General features: G+C 35.2%; 11 protein-coding genes and 1 pseudogene. 1 reads left to right on the forward strand and 11 read right to left on the reverse strand.

Annotation, left to right across the window (positions count from 1 at the left end):
- Window positions 1-268: 268 nt before the first annotated feature.
- The 9 genes from WAX78_RS15885 to WAX78_RS15925 all read right to left on the reverse strand — a co-directional run bounded on the left by WAX78_RS15885 (window position 269) and on the right by WAX78_RS15925 (window position 10,841).
- Window positions 269-565 (reverse strand): hypothetical protein, encoded by a 297-nt coding sequence (locus tag WAX78_RS15885; protein ID WP_336481295.1) that lies wholly within the window; start codon window positions 563-565, stop codon window positions 269-271.
- A gap of 355 nt (window positions 566-920) precedes the next feature.
- The gene (locus WAX78_RS15890; RefSeq protein ID WP_336481296.1) at window positions 921-1,097 is read right to left on the reverse strand and encodes a hypothetical protein; all 177 of its coding nucleotides are present in this window, start codon (window positions 1,095-1,097) and stop codon (window positions 921-923) included.
- Window positions 1,098-1,390: 293 nt separating this feature from the next.
- Window positions 1,391-2,494 (reverse strand): ABC transporter ATP-binding protein, encoded by a 1,104-nt coding sequence (locus WAX78_RS15895; protein ID WP_336481297.1) that lies wholly within the window; start codon window positions 2,492-2,494, stop codon window positions 1,391-1,393.
- 31 nt (window positions 2,495-2,525) lie between these two features.
- Window positions 2,526-5,135 (reverse strand): beta-galactosidase, encoded by a 2,610-nt coding sequence (locus tag WAX78_RS15900; protein ID WP_336481298.1) that lies wholly within the window; start codon window positions 5,133-5,135, stop codon window positions 2,526-2,528.
- Between the two features lie 213 nt (window positions 5,136-5,348).
- Window positions 5,349-6,056: a YesL family protein gene (locus WAX78_RS15905; protein WP_336481299.1), complete on the reverse strand. Its 708-nt coding sequence runs from the start codon at window positions 6,054-6,056 to the stop codon at window positions 5,349-5,351.
- A 76-nt stretch (window positions 6,057-6,132) separates the two neighbouring features.
- On the reverse strand, window positions 6,133-7,764 hold the full coding sequence (locus WAX78_RS15910; protein WP_336481300.1) for an extracellular solute-binding protein: 1,632 nt from the start codon (window positions 7,762-7,764) through the stop codon (window positions 6,133-6,135).
- 17 nt (window positions 7,765-7,781) lie between these two features.
- On the reverse strand, window positions 7,782-8,663 hold the full coding sequence (locus WAX78_RS15915; protein WP_336481301.1) for a carbohydrate ABC transporter permease: 882 nt from the start codon (window positions 8,661-8,663) through the stop codon (window positions 7,782-7,784).
- Window positions 8,664-8,675: 12 nt separating this feature from the next.
- Window positions 8,676-9,629 (reverse strand): ABC transporter permease, encoded by a 954-nt coding sequence (locus WAX78_RS15920; protein ID WP_413789172.1) that lies wholly within the window; start codon window positions 9,627-9,629, stop codon window positions 8,676-8,678.
- 60 nt (window positions 9,630-9,689) lie between these two features.
- Window positions 9,690-10,841 carry a Gfo/Idh/MocA family protein gene (locus tag WAX78_RS15925; RefSeq protein WP_336481303.1) on the reverse strand — a complete coding sequence of 384 codons (1,152 nt, stop codon included), beginning with the start codon at window positions 10,839-10,841 and terminating at the stop codon, window positions 9,690-9,692.
- Window positions 10,842-11,615: 774 nt separating this feature from the next.
- On the opposite strand from WAX78_RS15925, the pseudogene WAX78_RS15930 reads away from it, so the two are divergent.
- Window positions 11,616-11,897: pseudogene (locus WAX78_RS15930) on the forward strand (hypothetical protein); the annotation flags it as partial.
- A 101-nt stretch (window positions 11,898-11,998) separates the two neighbouring features.
- On the opposite strand, the gene WAX78_RS15935 reads toward WAX78_RS15930, so the two are convergent.
- Together WAX78_RS15935 and WAX78_RS15940 are read right to left on the reverse strand one after the other, a co-directional pair.
- Complete coding sequence (locus tag WAX78_RS15935) at window positions 11,999-12,205, reverse strand: hypothetical protein (RefSeq protein WP_336481304.1); 207 nt, start codon at window positions 12,203-12,205, stop codon at window positions 11,999-12,001.
- 119 nt (window positions 12,206-12,324) lie between these two features.
- Window positions 12,325-18,528 (reverse strand): Ig-like domain-containing protein, encoded by a 6,204-nt coding sequence (locus tag WAX78_RS15940; protein WP_336481305.1) that lies wholly within the window; start codon window positions 18,526-18,528, stop codon window positions 12,325-12,327.
- Window positions 18,529-19,255: the final 727 nt, after the last annotated feature.

Below are 19,255 nucleotides of genomic sequence, written 5' to 3' on the forward strand. Positions count from 1 at the left end.
CGCCAGTATGTGGGAAGACGAGTTTTCTTCAAAAAATCCATTCCACACCCTTTATAACATTGGGTTGATGGTATAAGTTGAACGGAAGAAAAACTCATAGAAATTAGACTATGAGAATACTCTGAATATTGTAAGTAATTATATTATATCACATCAAAATGTAGGGTCAACCCAACAAGTGAAATATATTTAACTTTCAGGTAATTTACATTCATATATACTTTTGCAAGTAAAAACTCATTCCATAATTCAACAGAATTTAAAATCATTACGGAAGAATGTCATCTATAAATACATCTTGAAATGCTGTTCCTTCATTTAGAATCTTCCTAGATAGTAAGTCATTTAAAGGTTCTCCTAACTTGTTATTAATTAATGTTCCTTCCACCTCTGCCCCTGATTGCTCTGTAAGGTCCGGTGTATCCCCACTTAACGCCGCATTTCTCACCTTCGAGACTTCACGGCCCATCCATTGTACATCCACTTTGACATTTGGATTCGCATCCTCAAATTCATCAATAATTTTTTGGATGACAACCTGTTGCGGTTCCCCTTTGTTCCACATAGACCAGTACTTGATTGTGGTTTTTTCTAAAGAAGAACTGCTGCTGCAGGTAATAAAAATAGCGAACAACAGGATTGAAATAATCACACTGCTAATCCTTTTTTCCACTTAAACCCTATTGTTTTTTTGTAAAATACAAATTATTCTTATAATTTAAATATACAATACATAGGTTGATGGGTCAACCGCACATTTTAAAAAGAGAAAAGAAATCATCCTCTTATAGATTTCTCTTCTCTCAATGAACCCTTTGCTACTAGAGCTTCTAAGGTTTTTATTGGCTTTTTTGCTTCAACCGGGATAAAATAGCCACAAAGTTTTGCGTGAAATCAGAAGAAGCTTCATCTATTTCAGGTTATGCTGAATTAGGATTTTTATATACATTTACAAATTTATCCTTTAAAGCATTAAATCCTGAGCTGTTTAAACTTTTCTTTGAATAAGGCTTATCATCGAAAAGAGTCATTTCTTCGTAAGCAGCGGCTAATTTTGAAAACTCCGCAGCTCTTTTAATCAGTGGGGTTTTCTCCATCCCTCACCAATCGGGATTTTACGGGCAGTTGATCCCAAGCTATCTTCCTTGTTTCTTTCTAAATCTTGAGATGGGGGAATCTGAAAATGGCAAGATAAAGAAGAATAGCTAGAAAATGTTAAGGGAAATGGGAAAATAAGAGGAGTGTCATGTGTTAGCAATAATAAACAAAAAGGGTTAAATATACTACTAGTAAAAAAATAAAATATTAAAAAGAATCTTCCTGGCCTTTCTTAGTTGAATAGTGAGGAAGGGTCAGGAAGAAAAATAGTTTATACTTTAATCAAGTCTGTCTATTCATTACGTATACGTTGTTCTGTCTCGATATCGAAAAAATGTGCTTTCGTTAAACTGAAAGCTAATGGGAGCTTATCGGTAGCTTTAATTTCTGAACGAGCATTGATTCGTGCAACAAAACTTTGATTCGCAAGTCTTCCATGAATCATCGTTTCAGCACCTAATAATTCAGCAACTTCAACTGTAATTTCGACAGTTGATTCAGGAGAAGCTTGAATAACAATTGGTTCATCATGAATGTCTTCAGGGCGAATGCCGAGTATAATAGTTTTTCCGTTATAGCCTTTTTTCTGCAATACTTTTAATTGTCCATCGGGTACTTTAAACCGAATGTTTTCTATATGAACATAGTTATCTTTTAATGTTCCAGTAAAGAAATTCATAGCTGGAGAACCAATGAATCCGCCGACAAAAATGTTTTCAGGAGCATCATATACTTCTTTTGGAGTACCAACTTGCTGGATGAGCCCATCTTTCATAACAACAAGGCGTGATGCCATTGTCATTGCTTCTGTTTGGTCATGTGTTACATATACAGTGGTCGTGTTTAAACGGCGATGAAGTTTAGAGATTTCAGAACGCATACTTACACGTAATTTTGCGTCTAAATTGGATAGGGGCTCGTCCATTAAAAACACTTTTGCGTCACGAACGATAGCTCTTCCTAACGCAACACGTTGACGCTGCCCACCTGATAATGCCTTTGGTTTCCGCTTTAAGTAATCTTCAAGTCCTAAGATTTTCGCCGCCTCTGTTACGCGGCGATTGATTTCATCTTTTGGAAGTTTGCGTAGTTTCAAGCCAAACGCCATATTATCATAAACAGACATATGTGGGTATAGTGCGTAATTTTGAAATACCATAGCAATGTCGCGGTCTTTTGGAGCGACATCATTCATGAGTTCTCCATCAATATAAAATGAGCCATCAGAAATATCTTCTAGACCCGCAATCATACGTAGAGTGGTTGATTTTCCGCATCCAGAAGGACCGACAAATACGATGAACTCTTTATCTTGAATATGTAAATTAAAATCAGAAACAGCAGTTGTTTTATTATCATAAACTTTAAAAATATGATCTAATACAAGTTCTGCCAAGATTACTCACTCCTTTTTTGAATTAATCGAATTATAAGATTTTTTGAGATGTAGGTAAATTGATGACAAACTGCTTTTCTTGTAACGGTGCAAATGCCGTATAAGAATGAATAACCACATCATTTGGCATCAAGCCTTCTTCATCAAATATGACAATTTCATTTTGCTCTGCTAACAAGGATGCTGGAATCTTATAATCTTCTTGCGGCCCAATGTTCCAGTACCTTCCTAAACATTGGCCATTTACCCAAAAGCATCCTTTGCTCAAATGATTAAAACGAACCTTTACGATTGTGCCCTGATCAGGGGTCCAGGAAAAGTGTCCTTTATACCAGCGGGGATAAACCGATTGCTTATCACCATTTTCAGATAGTGTCCATTTCTTTTCCTCATGAAGCTGAGCACATGATTTCATTTTCCACCCATGAATCTGCTCTCTTTCATTAAACAAGTAAAGATCAAAACGGCGAATGTTGGAAATATTTTGAACGTCTAAATCCAGAACATTTTCCCCTTGCTTTAACGCATCGCTAATATCTGCAACCCCGTAAACAGCACTGCTTTTTCCCCAAGCCGTTTGGTTATCCATCAGCATCTTTGCAGGCTTTCCATTTACGTTAACACGCGAAACTCCTTCGCCAACAAGGATTGCACTGTCATAGCCAACATTCAGAAAAGAACTTAAAAATCCAATTCTGCCATCAATTTTTGGTATTTGTGACAAATGATGCTGAACTCCACAACCCTCCACTTGCCAATTCCCCAGTAATGATAGATGCTTACCGCTTAGTGCAGGTGCTTCACTAATTCCCTTTGGTTCGCCAATAGATTGAGTAAAGTTATAGCGCCCCATATTTTGGACAAGGCATGTTAACGTATTTTTCCCTTGCTTTACTGAGACATCTATGGAAGAAGCCCCAAGCTTGCTGAGCTTCCCTACAAATTGATGATTGCAAAAGACCATGACTGGATCCTCTATCCTCGGAAAGACAATCGTTGTTTCTTTTGTTTCCGAGGAATAAAATTCGCTTTCATAACCTAAATAACCGCTAAACTGTCCAAAGCTGCTGAAATCAAGCGGTTTTTCAACCTCTTTCACACCTTCGCGTAAAAAACAAAGGTTTTCATCTGCTGTTTCCCATTTTAATGGAGCAATGGAGGTGCTTTTTTTCAACGGAACACTATTCCCTTCCATGGACTGTCTCGAGACAATACTTATACAATAAGTCGAACCATCCTCAAATAAGAGCTGAACGGTCTGTGGCTGGCTTCCATGGAAAAAACGAAACGCAATACGATCTTCTTCTACTAATTCAAATTGGTTGGGAAGAGGACAATCGATGTCAGCTTTTCTATTAAGCTGTAATAATAAGGATGAACGTTGACCTTCCTCTTGATAAACAACCGCTTCATCAGAACCAAAACCTGTTGTCCGACCCGTTAGGGCTTCAATTTTGAAATAATTCCCTGCGTTAACATTACAGACTATTGGCAAAACTGCATTAGCTTCAATTGTAAAAGGTACAAGACTATGATTATGATAAACTTGCGATTGAATTCGTTCATTTCTATTATTCTCGATAAAGGTCACTTCGCCATATGGACTGACAATTCTTTGAGATGTTAAGTCACTAGGAAGCTTCAAATCCGAACTTGCTTGTTCTGCATTCGTTAATAGCGGTTCCAGCCATTTGACGAATGCATGATACCTTTTCAATACTTCATATTTTTTTGTCGGCTGCAAATATTCATCTAAAGCAACATCATAATCGTACGAAGTGATGGAAAAAGTCTGCTCTCCAGATGTCCGGCCGCCCCAGTGATCAAAATTTGTACCGCCAAAATACATATAATAATTGATCGCAGAATAACCATTGCTTAAAAGCTGATAACACTCCCGTTCAAGCTGCTCAGGTGTTTTTTGATTGGCTTTATTTCCACCCCATTGTTCAAACCAGCCAATCCAAAACTCCATAACTCCTTTCGGTTGATCTGTATATCTTTCGTCTAATATCGTAGCCGCATGCTTTGAATTTGACCAAAAGTTGCGAAATTCTACAGCACCATCAACTGCTCCGTAGCATGTAACAAATGGTACCTCAATGTCCCTTGCAATCATCCCATCCCGCAGGTATTCCATATACTGTTTATCTGGTTTTCCATAAGACTGGAATTCATTTTCTACTTGAACCATGATTACTGTCCCATTTTTCGTCAACTGGAATTCATCGATGATTGGTATGATTTGATCAAAATATTTATCTACATATTGTAAAAAGGTAGGTTCTGACGAACGATATTGAATACCCTTTTTCGTAGAGAGCCACCAAGGAAGCCCTCCAAAATCCCATTCTGCGCAAATATATGGACCTGGTCTTGCAATAACATACAATCCTTTATCAGCACATAACTGAAAAAAATGAGCTACATCTTTATCACCAGAGAAATCCCATTCTCCTTCATTCATTTCATGGAAGTTCCATGGAATATATGTTTCAATTGTATTGCATCCCCCTGCTTTTGCTTTATCTAAAACTTCGCCCCATTCAGACCTCGGCAGACGGAAGTAATGAATGGCAGCAGATAAGATGAAGATTCTTTGATTCTGTATCTTCCAGCTCTTTTGGTCATAGGTAATCATTTAATCGCCTCCATACTTTCTATGCGCCAGATATTCTTGGCATCCATATTGGTTCTTTTTCAAGCTCTGCTCATATTTAATGAAATAATAGCTGTTCTTTAATGTCATGATACCCGGGAGCTTGGGCAAGAAATCTCATTTTCGCAAGTTAATTGGATATCGCTAATAACGAAAAATGTAAATATTGGTTTTTCCATATTTGTTAGAGTTTCCTTAAACTTCCTTGGTCTGATTTTCAGATGGTAATGTTTTTTTATGAAAGAACAGATTCAAACCGGAAAATTTAAAGTTTGAAGTCTCTCTCACTTTATTCTCCATCGTATGAAATATATTCATTGACACCCACATCGTAAAAAAAGCTACAACACTAACGCTAAAAAATGGAATTAAACCCGGAACCCGCAAAAACAACCTAAATAAAATATAGTAACCGAAAGCTAATAGCATCGTATGGAACGGGAAGGATATTCCCAATAATAAGGACATTGTCAGGTATTGCTGCAGCTTAAATTCAAAATGAACAAAAACAGGGATAACATATAATAGTAGAATTAAAAAAAGAATACTAAGCGTGATAATGAAGATAAATAATAATAGATGCATGAACCCGTTGGTAAATCGAATAATGGAAAAGTTTAGATAGATTAGGAACCCAATGAAAAACAAAACAAAGCCTATGGTGTTCGCTTTCCAAAACTCTTTCCGGAAAGTAATCCAATAAACTTTAACTAATGAGCGGAATTGTTCGTTTCCCATCCGCCATTTTCTTATGGCTGTAAATAACCCTACAGTTGCCGGCATCAGCCCTAGGATAATGCCTCCCATTAAAGTCAGGGCGATCCAAAGGATTTGAAAAATGGCTATTTTCATAACAATTTCCGAAAAACGATAAAACTTCCATATTAGACCATTGGTTTCCATAAACACCATAACCCTCTTCCTAAGAAGGAAACACGTACGGAGAACAAGTGTCATCCGTACGGTTCAATCAACTTTTTTATTTTTCCATTCTCTTGTATGCTGCTTCATAAATTTCTATGTAACGTTTAACGCCCATTTTTTCTAACGTACTTTTATATTCATTCCATTTAGAGAAATCTGCTTTTCCTGTAATAAAGTTTGCTGTCATCTCTTTCAGATACGTATCCATATCGGTTGAAATTGGTGTTAACTCACTCTGTTCTTCTGCTGTAAAGTTAAACGCCGGCCAAACATCACCCAATTTAAGCGATAGCGGTTCTGCTTGTTTGGCATTTGCGGTTGTAGCCTCCTTGCTTTCTGCCCCGTTAAAATATTTTTGCTGAACAAAACCAGGATAATAACCACCAGGCCATGTTAGGTATTTACTTACTGCTTGGTCTAGAGTTAATCCATCCGGATTCTTCTTAATTTCATCAACATAATCCAATTTACCCGTTTTTGGATCCTGGGTGTAGGTCTTACCTTCGAAGCCCATAAAGAACATTTTTGATCCTTCATCACTATACAAATGATCGATCCACCTTACCGTCGCTTCAGGACTCTTATTCTTATTGGTAATAACAGCCATCCCTATGTTTCCTAAAGGTGAACCAATTGCTGTATTTAACCGATCTCCATGAGGGCCTTTTAATACAGGAATTCCTACAAATCCACTCAGATTTTCTGTCGTCCCAGGATCAACTCCGTTTATGACGCCAAAGGTATTCTTTGAAGCTTTCGCACTAAACTCTTCCGTCTTAAGGGTGAAGATTTCTTTATCAATTAAGCCTTTAGTATAAAGCTTGTTTAAATATTGCAGTAGCTCTTTATATCCATCAGTGGTCGGTACAAAGCGCATTTTTTTTGTTTTCGGATCTAAGTCAACATTATTATTCGCAATTCCATGATTATTTAAGCCAAAAGATCCTTTTAAGGCGTAAATAAAATCATCGATTCCATATGCCCCGCCCCAAGGAATTTCGTCTGCTTTTCCATTACCATTTGGATCACCGTCTTTTATGGCCTGTAATACGGATTCAAATTCATCAAGAGTCGTTGGTTCTTTCAATCCTAATTTATCAAGCCAATCCTTTTTAATCCATGGCGTTCCATAAAGGAGCCCCTTGAATTCAGGATCATAAAAAGTCGGAAACCCATAGATTTTTCCATCAGGCATCGTAATCCCTTTTTTCACTATAGGATATTTTTCCATAATCTTTTTAAAATTCGGAGCATACTTATCAATTAAGTCATTTAAAGGAATAAATACACCCTGCTGACCAAATTTTACTAAATCCGTCTTCGGCACTGCAGCTGCGAATAATACATCTGGATATTCACCACTTGCAAGCATGAGATTTCGTTTTTCCTTCAAACTTTGTGTTTGGACAGTATCCCAATTGATATGAATATTGGTCATTTTTTCATATTCTTGCCAAAGCATTAAATTGTTCCAATCCTGTGATTGCAAAAACTTTCCCGCAAAGCCTTTCAACTCAATCTTATCTTTTACAATGGGCATTCCAGTTTGATTAAAATTAGCTATTGTAGGTTCCTTTTTACTGTCTTTCTTTTCGACAGCGGTTTTCTCGTTGGAACATGCGCCTAATACGAGTGAACCCATTAGAACAAGCGATAGGATACTAGACTTTTTCTTCTTATTCTTCATTTCGCAACCCCCTGATTTTATCCTTTAATAGATCCAACCAAAAATCCTTTAACAAAATACCTTTGTAAGAATGGATACAAAATCAACATTGGTAAATTCGCAAAAATTAAAACAGCATATTTTAGCCCTTCCACACTCATCTGCTGTTTTAAGAAGCTTTCACTCGTTGATTTAACCATATCACTCGCTTGGTTTTGAATAAGGATCTCCCTTAAGATTAATTGAAGTGGAAAAAGTTCTTTATTTTGTAAATAAATTAATGCTGTAAAGTAAGAATTCCAGTGTGCAACTGCATAGAACAAAATCATAACGGCAATAACAGGCATGGAAAGAGGCAAAACTATTTTTAGCAGAATTCTAGTATTTCCTGCGCCATCAATCATGGCCGCTTCTTGAAGTTCAAGTGGAATGGTTGTTTGGAAAAACGTCCGCATGATAATAATATTAAATATAGATACGGCATTAGGAATAACCATTACCCAAAAGGTATCAATCATTCCAAGACTTTTGATAAGCAAATAGCTAGGAATTAAACCACCGCTAAAAAACATCGTGAAAACAAAGATTCCCATAATCACATTACGGCCAACAAAGTCTTTCCTAGAAAGTGGATATGCTGCCATAATCGTTAATACTACGTTAATAGCAGTCCCTACTACCGTATATTTAACTGTATTGAGAAATCCGTTTATAATATCATGATTTGAAAATAATTTTTTGTACGCTTCAAAATTTAACCCCTTTGGCCAAAACCAAATTTCTCCGTTTAACACATGGATTGGATTGCTAAGCGACGCGCTTACGATAAAGATCAAAGGATAAACAACCAGTAACGCGATGATTGTTAAAAAGAAATAATTAAAAAAACTAAAAACTTTATCGGATGCTGTATTTTCCATCTAGTTCACCACCTACCATAGGCTTGTTTGATTGATTTTCTTAGCAAAGAAATTCACCATTACAAGCATAATGAAATTTATGATTGAGTTGAATAACCCTACTGCAGCAGAAAAGCTGTATTCAGCTTGTTCGATACCGCTGCGATAAACAAAGGTAGATATAACGTCTGATGTCGACATGTTTAGGGTATTTTGCATTAAGAAAACTTTTTCAAATCCAACCGACATAACAGATCCTGCATTTAGAATAAAAAGAATAATAATCGTTGGCATAATGGTTGGGATATTAATATGCCATATTCTTTGAAGTCTCGAAGCACCGTCAATCATTGCTGATTCATGTAAGGAATAGTCAACAGAAGTTAGAGCAGCAAGATAAATAATAGAGCTCCATCCCATGGTTTGCCAGACATCGGAAAACACGTATAATGTTTTAAACCAACTTGGTTCTGACATAAATGCGATTGGTTTTCCACCCACTAGAATACTAACTTGATTGATTAATCCATCCGGCTTTAAAAAAAGGATTAACATCCCGACAACTACTACTGTAGATAAAAAGTGAGGAGCATAAATAATGGTTTGTACGAATTTTTTAAACTTAGAATTTCTTACTTCATTTAGCATTAGGGCAATGATGATTGGAATCGGGAATGCCACTGCTAGTGTATAAATACCAATACCCAACGTATTTTTAATAAGTCTCCAAAAATAGTAACTATTAAAAAAACGCTCAAAATGTTTCATCCCTACCCATGGACTATCCCATATCCCTAGCGTTGGAATAAAATCTTTAAAAGCAATTTGCACGCCGTACATAGGAATGTAATGAAATACAATAAAGTAAGCGATTACAGGAGAAACCAATAAATAAAGTTCCCAATTTTTACGGAACGACTTCTTTAAAATTGTCCACTTTGACAAGGAAGCTTCTGATTTTTTTTCTAATATACTAACGTGTTGCATACTAGTCTTGCTTTGAATAATTTTTTCCAAATCCTCTCCCCCTTCTCATACGGAAGCTAATCACACATACTTGACAGTTGAACCTTGACTGACCTCAATAACCTTTCCGCCAGAGCGAATGGACTCAGTCGCTGCACAGCCGACCGCAACACTCATTCTTCCTGCATATGGTGTGGTTAAAGGCTGCTTGTTGTTTAAGACTAGTTCGACAAAGTCTCTGCATATTTTTGGATCCGCACCACCGTGGCTGCCTTGTTCTTTTTTCATATCATAGGTTATGTCACTAAATTCATTCCAGGAGTTTGATTTTCTCGTTTTCACATATACTTTTTCATTTACATCGTCATTCTCTACTCTGCCTTTTGTACCGATAAAGGTATAGTTTCTTGAATAATCTGGTGTAAAGTGGCATTGCAAGTAGGAGGCTTTAATGCCGCCTTCAAGTTCCATAATCAACATATTATTGTCCTCAACATCGATTTCTTCCCGAAAAGCGCATTGGGTCAATACGTTCAGACTCGCTTCCGTACAGGTATCCTTTTCATCACAAGTAGGACATGTTAATGTATTTGGTTTATCTCCACCGTAAAAATCGAGTCCCCCAAAAGCCGAAACCTTTTTTGTATATTTTCCAGTAATCCAATGGATCACATCGAGATCATGAGAACCCTTTTGCAATAAAAGAGAAGTCGTATTTTTAGCTGTTCCATGCCAGTCGTGATAGTAATAATAACCGCCAAATCCAACGAAGTGTCTAACCCAAACGGCTTTGAGGTCACCAATCACACCTGAATCAATAATCTCTTTCATTGTTTGGTACATACTCATATAGCGCATATTAAATCCAATCATTAAATGTTTTCCCGACTTTTCCGCTTGTTCGATGATCCGGTCACATCCTTCTACTGTGATCGCTAACGGCTTTTCACAATAGACGTGCTTACCAGCTTGAAGTGCCGCAATGACATGCTCCTCATGTAAATAATCTGGAGACAAAATGGCAACAGCATCAATATCCGTGCGAGCGAGCAACTCTTTATAATCGGTAGTAATATATGCATGTTTGTTAATTTTTTCTTGAAAGGCTTTCAACCTTTCCATCGAAACATCAGCTGCAGCAACGACAACTGAATTCCCACCTGGGTTATGCCAATACTTTGCAATACCACTCCGAAGTCCTGCACCAATAATCCCAATTCTTACAGTTTCCATTTGATACTTCCTCCTATCCTTTCTTCTTATCCCTGCTACTTTTGATGATTCCTCTTGGTGAACCACCTCCTTAAAGTCTTGTGGAAGTATTTCCTTATTATCATCCAAACGTTTTCCTGAATGGCGTTAAAATAGAATCTTTTAGATCCTATTTCCTTTCAGATGATTCCCGAATGACTAATTCGAATAGTAATATGATTTTGATTGACAGCTCAATTTTCTCCTCTACCATGTCCATAATTGTTTTTTGCAGCCATCTTTCCCATTTGGCATTTAGGGATATCTACCATTTAGAGAGACAATGTTGAATATTCTTACATTTCCATATTATCTAATCCGAAAAAAGCTATATCTTTTGGGATCTCTAAATTGTTCTCGATGACAGCTCTTATGGCAACTATCGCCATCATGTCACTAGTAAGACTTCTCTTAGGTTTTTAATTTAAGCGCTTTCTTTACTAGAATAATAAATATAAATTTCCTGAATTTAATAATTTTTTTAATGAAATTCTTTAAAGAATTTCATTAAAATAGGAATATACACTCTTACTGTTAACGGGTTGTAGGTACAAGTTATTTTAAAAAACTTGCTAAGAATTAAGTCTTAGCAAGTTTCTATCTCTTTTTAAACTGAAAATTCTAACTATTTTAAATATACACTCCCCACAATGAACCTGTCAACCCATCAACCAGAATTGAATTTGAATTTTTTTATCTGCCTACAGCACAATTGGGATTAGGATCTATATGAATAAAAATACCAGATTTGATACCGTGCAACTGATTGCCTTAGCTGGTCACGGTATCTTATCAAAGTATATTTATGTTCATTCACCTACTGGCGTACCCGCGGCACAGGCAGAAAGTGGCGGCATGCTCATGTATTATGGCTGCGACGCTATTGACGTTGTTCTTATCTTTATACTTTGCTTTCAATGGTTCAAAGCCGCACGGCCCCGTAAATATGAAATTAAAGGAGCATTATCCTCCACAAATACGTTGTACTTAATGGTCCATACCGAGTTATACTTTTCATACTCTTCAAACACGAATTGAATTCGTTTCCCCGTTTTGTATTTTTCTTCATTTACTTGTTTAATCGTTAATTCACTTGACTTGATCATTCTTTTATTAGTGTCTCCGGGACCGTTGTTGTCTTATCTAGTAGTATCTTCAAACAGGTAAATTTCAGCACCGGTAAATGAAATAGCATTTGTTAGTGCACCACTTGATTGAACAATCTTTACGTATCTTGCTGTTTTCGCCTCTGCTAAATCATACTCTTTTCCAGATTCAGTATATACTTTGGGATTCTGGTGCAAAAAAATCAAATTGATCGCAAGTAATCTATAAATCTTGGACATACCGATACTACTACTCTAAAAAAAGGAGAGTAATCAGTATGACGAATGAAAATTTATTTAAGTGGAAGCACTACTACTCCAGTACTAGGTAATTCCCCACCTTTTCCGCTGTCTTTATTTTACTTATCGTTACCTGAATGATTTGATCCTCCCTTTTCCTTTAAATTGGCTAAAGCTAAATTTAAGGTTTTTGTTGCTGCAACTACTTCTTGTTGTGTAGCTTCTTTATCTTTTAATACTTTGTCAGCATTCTTTAATTCTTCCTTAAGCATTGTTACACTTTCCTTAGTATATTTAGACAAATCCATTTTCTTTACTTTATTTATTAAATCTTCAAGAGCAGATTTATCTGGAACTAATTTTAAATCAAGGTAAGACTTAAGTAAGTTATTATAAGCTTCATCTACTTTTTCTTGAGTTACATCTTTATTTCCTAAAACCTTTTTAGTGTCATTTAATGCTTTTTCAAACTTATTCCAAGTTTCTTTAATATATTTATCTTTATTTAAGCCTTCAACCATATTTACTAAGTTTTGAAGAGCTGGCTTATTTATATTCTTCTTAACTAAAGCATCTATAGCTGTCTTTAAGTTATTTAATGCTTCATCTACTTCCTTTTGCATTGCATTTTCTTTAGCTAATACACCTTCTGCTTTTCCAAGAACTCTTTTTAAGTTAGCCCATGAATCTGATGTATACTCTTTTTCAACTAATACTTTTGCTGAATTTACAAGAGTTTGTAATGCTTCCTTATTTCCTTGCTTAAACTCAAGCATCCATATTGAATTAACTAATCTCTTAAATGCAGCATCTACTTCTACTTCTGTTGCATCATGATTTCCATAAACTTTTTTAGCCTGCGCTAATGATTCATTAAATTCTTTACCAACGGCTGGTACTACACCTTCTAATCCACCATTAGCTACTCCTTTATCAGCATAGTCTAAAGCTATCTTTAATGCTGGCTTATTAACTTCGTCTTCTTTAACTTCTCTTTCTAAAGTTATTCCATATTTAACTTCTTTAAGTCCATTTTCAGACCTTACAATAACATCTAGCTTCTCTGAATTATTTACAGTATAAACTACAGAGGATGATGCATTATTAGTTGCATCTACAGTTATTTCTGGTAACTTTTCATTAGCAGCTAATTTAATTGTGTAGTTGTATTTATCAGCTGCAAAACCTTCTAAACCTTTTCCATTAACTTTTATATCATTTACAACAAAATCTGAATTTTGTTTAACTCTCTCTTCAAAAGCTTTTATTTCTTTTATTCCTAAAGATTTACCACTTTTAGGTTTCATCTTTATTCTTAATACCTTTGTCTTTACCATATCAAAAGTATAATAATTTGTATCTGTTGATGAAGTTACATTCGGATTAGCAACTAGATTTGTTACAGTTACCCAATTTTTATCATCATTAAATGGATTTTCTGCCTCCATTAATACATGTGATGGTTGATTTGGTACAACAACCTTATCTCCAACATAATATTGTATTTCAAAGCTTTCTGGACTGCTACATCCCCAATCTTCAAAGAAAGTAGCTTCTAGATTATTTATATATTTCTCCTCTGGTAAACCTGATCCGAAGATAATGCCAACCCAATCACCACTTCTTGGATTTTCTACCCAGTTAGTCCACCTAGTATCATTTATCGCTCCATCATTTACATATTGAATTTTATCCTTTGAATATGGTTTTACAATTGCATCATTTGTAAATGAAGCTATTGCCATTGGCAGATCAAAACCTGCCTTTGTTCCAGCAATATTAACACCTTTTACAGTGTCATTACTTACGCTGATACTTGCAGTTACAACTCTATCTGTTCCGTTTACTGTTCCGTTTATAACAAAAATTCCAACTTTACTTAATAACTCTTTATCATAATCTTTCCAAGTAACAGGAAGATCAACTATTGTTCCATCTGTATAGTAAGCCTTTACCGTTTGTGGAAGATTTGGCTCTACCTTTACATTCGTTGCCATTGAAATATTTTGTAATGCTGATAATCCTTTTACAACAACGCTTGCCTTCACTTTTAAAGCTTGTCCTTCAACAGTTCCTTCAACTTCAAATACTCCATACTTATTATATAATTCTTCTTTTACTTCACCCCAAGTAACCTTTACCTCTCTAGGTAATCCAGTATCATATATCGCCTTTACCTTTTCTGGTAATATTGGTGCAACTCCCTTATCAGTTTCTATATTTACTTTTTCATAAGAAATAATAGTCTTTTGGGCAGTATTCTTTCCAATATTTATTACGATATTGTTAGTAGTAACAGTCTTACCTTTATAAGTTACCTCTGCATGTAAAGTTACTGTTCCTTCTTTATAAGCATATAATTTATTTCCTTCTACCTTGGCTTCTCCTGTATTATCTGAAGATACATTATACTTTACTTGTAGCTGATCTGACCCAATTAAAGAATCATCTTCTAATTTCCCATCTACTTTAACATTAACAATATCGTCTTCAATTATATCCTTCTTAGATAATTCTATTGTTGCTGAAGCTAATTGTGGCTCACCCTCTGAAAAATTAACGATATAATTGTTAGTCGTTCCGTCTTCTGCTGTTACAATAATAGTAGCGTTACTATCAGCATTTAACGCTGGAACTACAAATACACTTGCATTATCCTTAGCAGTAGCTGTAACTACTGGCACTTTTGATCCATATGGTAGATTCACTCTGTATTCATTACTATTTTCATTAAAGTTTTCAACAGCTGCACCATCTACTTTAATATCACTTAGTAATGCTGTTCCTGTCTTTTCTATTACATTAGAATAAACATAGAATTCAGTAAGCCCAACTGCTTTATTAGCTGCAGTATCTTCTTTTAATAAAGCTCTTATTTTCGTTGTGTTTACTTCATCAAAAGTAATCTCTTCTATACCTTCTGCTGAGAATCCTTTTGTTTTACTTTGATTAGAAACTCCAACCCACTTACTACCATTCCAATATTCAACTAAAATCTCACTTGGAATAGCAACTCCATAATCACTATATAATGAGATTCCTATTTTATTTACAGAATGCTCCTTATCGAATTCAATACCAACATAATCATCATAATTTTCTCCAGGTTTCCCCCAGTTTGTCCATCTATTCTTTGGATTGCTCTCCTTAGAAACCACACCATCATTTATATCATTTATACTATCCCATCCTGCAGTATATGAACCAAATGCCTTCGGATAAGCTTTACCTTCATTTAATGCTATATTTTTCTCTTTAAAATTATTAGATACAACTACGATAGCTTTAGGATGTAAGCCTTCTACTCCTGCAATCTTACCTTCTATTGTAATCGTTTTAGGTGAATTAACATCCTCTGTTGTTAACTCTCTATCCCAAGTTACTGGGTACTTTTCTATACTTCCGTCATTGCTTACGACTGATACTTCTTTTGGAAGCTTAGCTTGTTTGCCAACAGGTACTAACATCCTAGAATCTAATACACCAATAACGTTTTTAACAATTACTTTCATATTTACTGAAATATCACTACCTACTACTTTTCCTTTAACTGTAAATATTCCAGGAGTTTTTAAAGCATCCTCCGGAACTGCATCCCAAGTAACATCTACCTCTTTTTTAGTTCCGTTTGAATAAAGTGCTGTTACTTTCTCTGGAAGTTTTAGTTCCCCATTAATAGGTACGACAACGTCGCTTACATCATATCCTACTATTTTATTTTCACTTAACTCTTCTTTTGGAACAGTATATACTGTTATATTATCAGAAGAAATTCCTTGACTGGTTGCAGTCAATGTAAATGAGCCTGCATTTTTTGTTGATTGAACGATAACTAAAGCCTTACCATTAAACGCTTTTCTCTTATTATCTTTATATCTCTCAACACTTGCAGCATTACCATTATCCACTCCTACAATCTTACCATTACCTTTCACGTCAAAATTGATTAAGTTATCAGCATTTGGTACTAAAGTTCCATTTTTATCAGTTACATCTACTGTTATAAATGATAAATCATATCCATCTGCAGTTATAACTTGTCTATCCGCACTTAAATCAATCTTTTTCGCATCCTTAGCAGTTTTCACTTCATCTCTTGCAATTTCTTTACCATTTGCATCCTTTGCAACAGCAGTTAATTTACCTGGTTTATACGGAACTCTAAATTCTAAGTGAAGCTTACCATCCTTAGTCTCTTTATAAGTTCCATTGTAACCTGCTTTTGTAACTTCATATCCTTTACTTTCTACTAATTTACCTAAATCAGTACTTGTTACATCTTCATTAAAATATAAGTCAACAGAATTAGCATTCGTATATGCATAAACTAATATTTTATCTCCGTCAACCTTTATACTATCATCATTCTCCCAATTCCAGTGTGGTAATAAATGAACCATTGGCTTATCTGACCATTGACTTTGGTAGAAATAGAATGCATCCTTTTCAAATCCTGCCGTATCTATAGCTCCAAAATATGACGATTTTGATGGGAATTTATTATAATAGGGAGTTGGTTCTCCTATATAATCGAAGCCTGTCCAAATATATTCTCCTTGTATATATTTTCTATCTCTATCCATCTTCCATGATGATTCTGCTGTTTTACCCCAAGGAACATAATCATTATCATAAGAAGATTGTTGTAAATCTGTATGATTATCACCTACACCATTTCTTTCTGGATGTGCATATACTCCTCTACTTCTTATAGCAGAAGAAGTCTCTGAGCCGTACATGATCCAATCTTTATGTTTTTCTTTAAGTTTATCATAATTATTTTCAGCATAATTAAAGCCTGCAACATCTACAATATCAGATACGTTTTCATGAGGTCCCTCCCCACCACCAAATGCAAATTGAATTTCTGCAGTGGTTGTAGGTCTTGTAGTATCAATTTCCTTAACCCATTTCTGAAGCTTGGTTACTGTTTCCACACCCTTTGCTTCACTTGTTTCCCATATTTCATTTCCTAATGACCACATCATTATACTCGGTGCATTCTTCCCTCTATTAACCATTTGCTTAATATCATACTCTGCCCAAGTCATATTTCCATACATTGATTTTTGCTCGAAAAATCTTGCATAGTCATATGGCTTCTTTCCACCATACCAGGTATCAAAAGACTCCTCTATAAGAAGCATCCCCTCTTCATTACAAATATCTATTAAGTGTTGTGATGCAGGATTATGAGTACCTCTTATAGAATTTACTCCCATATCTTTTAACTTTTTAACTTGTCTTCTTATTGATGCTTTATTATCAACAGCACCTAAAGCTCCTTGTTCATGATGCATACTCACGCCTTTAAGCTTCGTTTGCTTCCCATTTAAAAAAAAGCCATCGTTAGGTGTCATATTAAACCATCTCATACCAAAATCTGTTTTATACTCATCCACTATTTTATTATCAATCATTACAGTAGTAGCTACCTTATATAAATATGGATTTTCAGTTCCCCAAAGTGTTGGATGTTCAACAGTTACATCTGCATTAAATTTCTTAGTAGCACTTGCACTAACTACTTCAGTAGTTATATTTTCCGCTACGCTATTTCCTTTAGCATCTAAAATAACTGATTTAACACTTACCTCTTTATCTGTAGATTCCTCATTCATAATGTCTGTTTTAATATTAACTTTAGCTCTACCTTGTTTGTATTCATTTTCTAAATCTGGTGTAGTTACATAAGTACCATACTCTGCAACATGAACCTTTTCAGTCACGGTAAGGTTTACATCTCTATATATACCACTACCTGAATACCATCTACTACTTGGCTGCTGATTTGTCGCCTTTACAGCTATAACGTTTTGAGTAACACCATCACATACTACATCATCTGTAATATCAAATGAAAATGGAGTATATCCAGAAGGATGGTTACCAATCTGCTTTCCATTCACATAAACATAACTATCCATGTATACTCCACCGAAGTTAATGCTTATTTTCTTTCCTTCCATCTCCTTAGGAAGTACAAAGCTCTTTCTATACCAGCCAATTCCACCATCTAGATATCCACCTTCATGAGTTGCTTTAGAATCTTTATTAAAGTCTAACTCTATGCTCCAATCATGAGGTAACGTTAACTTTCTCCATTCACTATCATTAAAGTCTTTTTCTTTCGCTCCTGCTACATCTCCTAAATTGAATTTCCAATCATCGTTAAATGATATAGTTCTTTGTGATTCATTATTTGTAGTACTAACTATTTCACTATTATCTCTTGCTATAGTCTCTGCCAATGTTGTTGTCCCTAAAGAAGTTGTAAATACTACTGTAGCTATAGCTAAGCTTAATATCTTATTAAACTTCATACCTTTAGCTCCATTCATCAATTTTTCAACTTTTCTTTTATATTCAGTATATTCTGACTAAACACTTTATGCTGATACTAGTATTGTTTCATGGACACATCTTAGTTAAGTTTTCTTATCATTGACCATAATGAAAATGAAAGGATGCGTCCTTTACAAGTCATCAAAATACAAGCAAAAAACTCAATGAAGACTTCAAAAAAAGGGTGGCTTTACCGTTCTGGTAGCTTAGTAAAAGATTTAACCAGCGAATATGGCGTTTCTGAAGTGACGATTTATAAATGGATCAAAAAGTTTTCCCCCCATCGATTTAGAAGACGGTTCTTTTGTTACTCCAAATGAATTCATCAAGCTACAAAAACGTCATGACCAAATGCACCTAAGGCATAGGAAACACGTTGTTTTAATTTTTCATTCATTTCCATTCTCCTTTTTTGTAATTTTTCTCTTCACTCAATTTTAATAATGATAAAAAAGCGTTTACAAAGTTAAACATAAAAAAACTAACGAACTACATGAATCTCCTTCCTATGGTTTTCTTTTTAGTTTAACAAGAAAGCGCTTTCTGTTTTATATCATTTTGTGACCTTGATTTAACCTTTTGTTGCACTTCTTCCTTCAAAAGGTAGATTAGGTTATAGTAATCACGAAGAGGGAAACAGCCCATGGAACAAGCAATTTTTATGAAAAAAGAACAGCATCTCATATACATATTAATTTCCCCTCC

The organism is Bacillus yunxiaonensis, from assembly GCF_037104695.1.
GTDB lineage: Bacteria > Bacillota > Bacilli > Bacillales > Bacillaceae_G > Bacillus_A > Bacillus_A yunxiaonensis.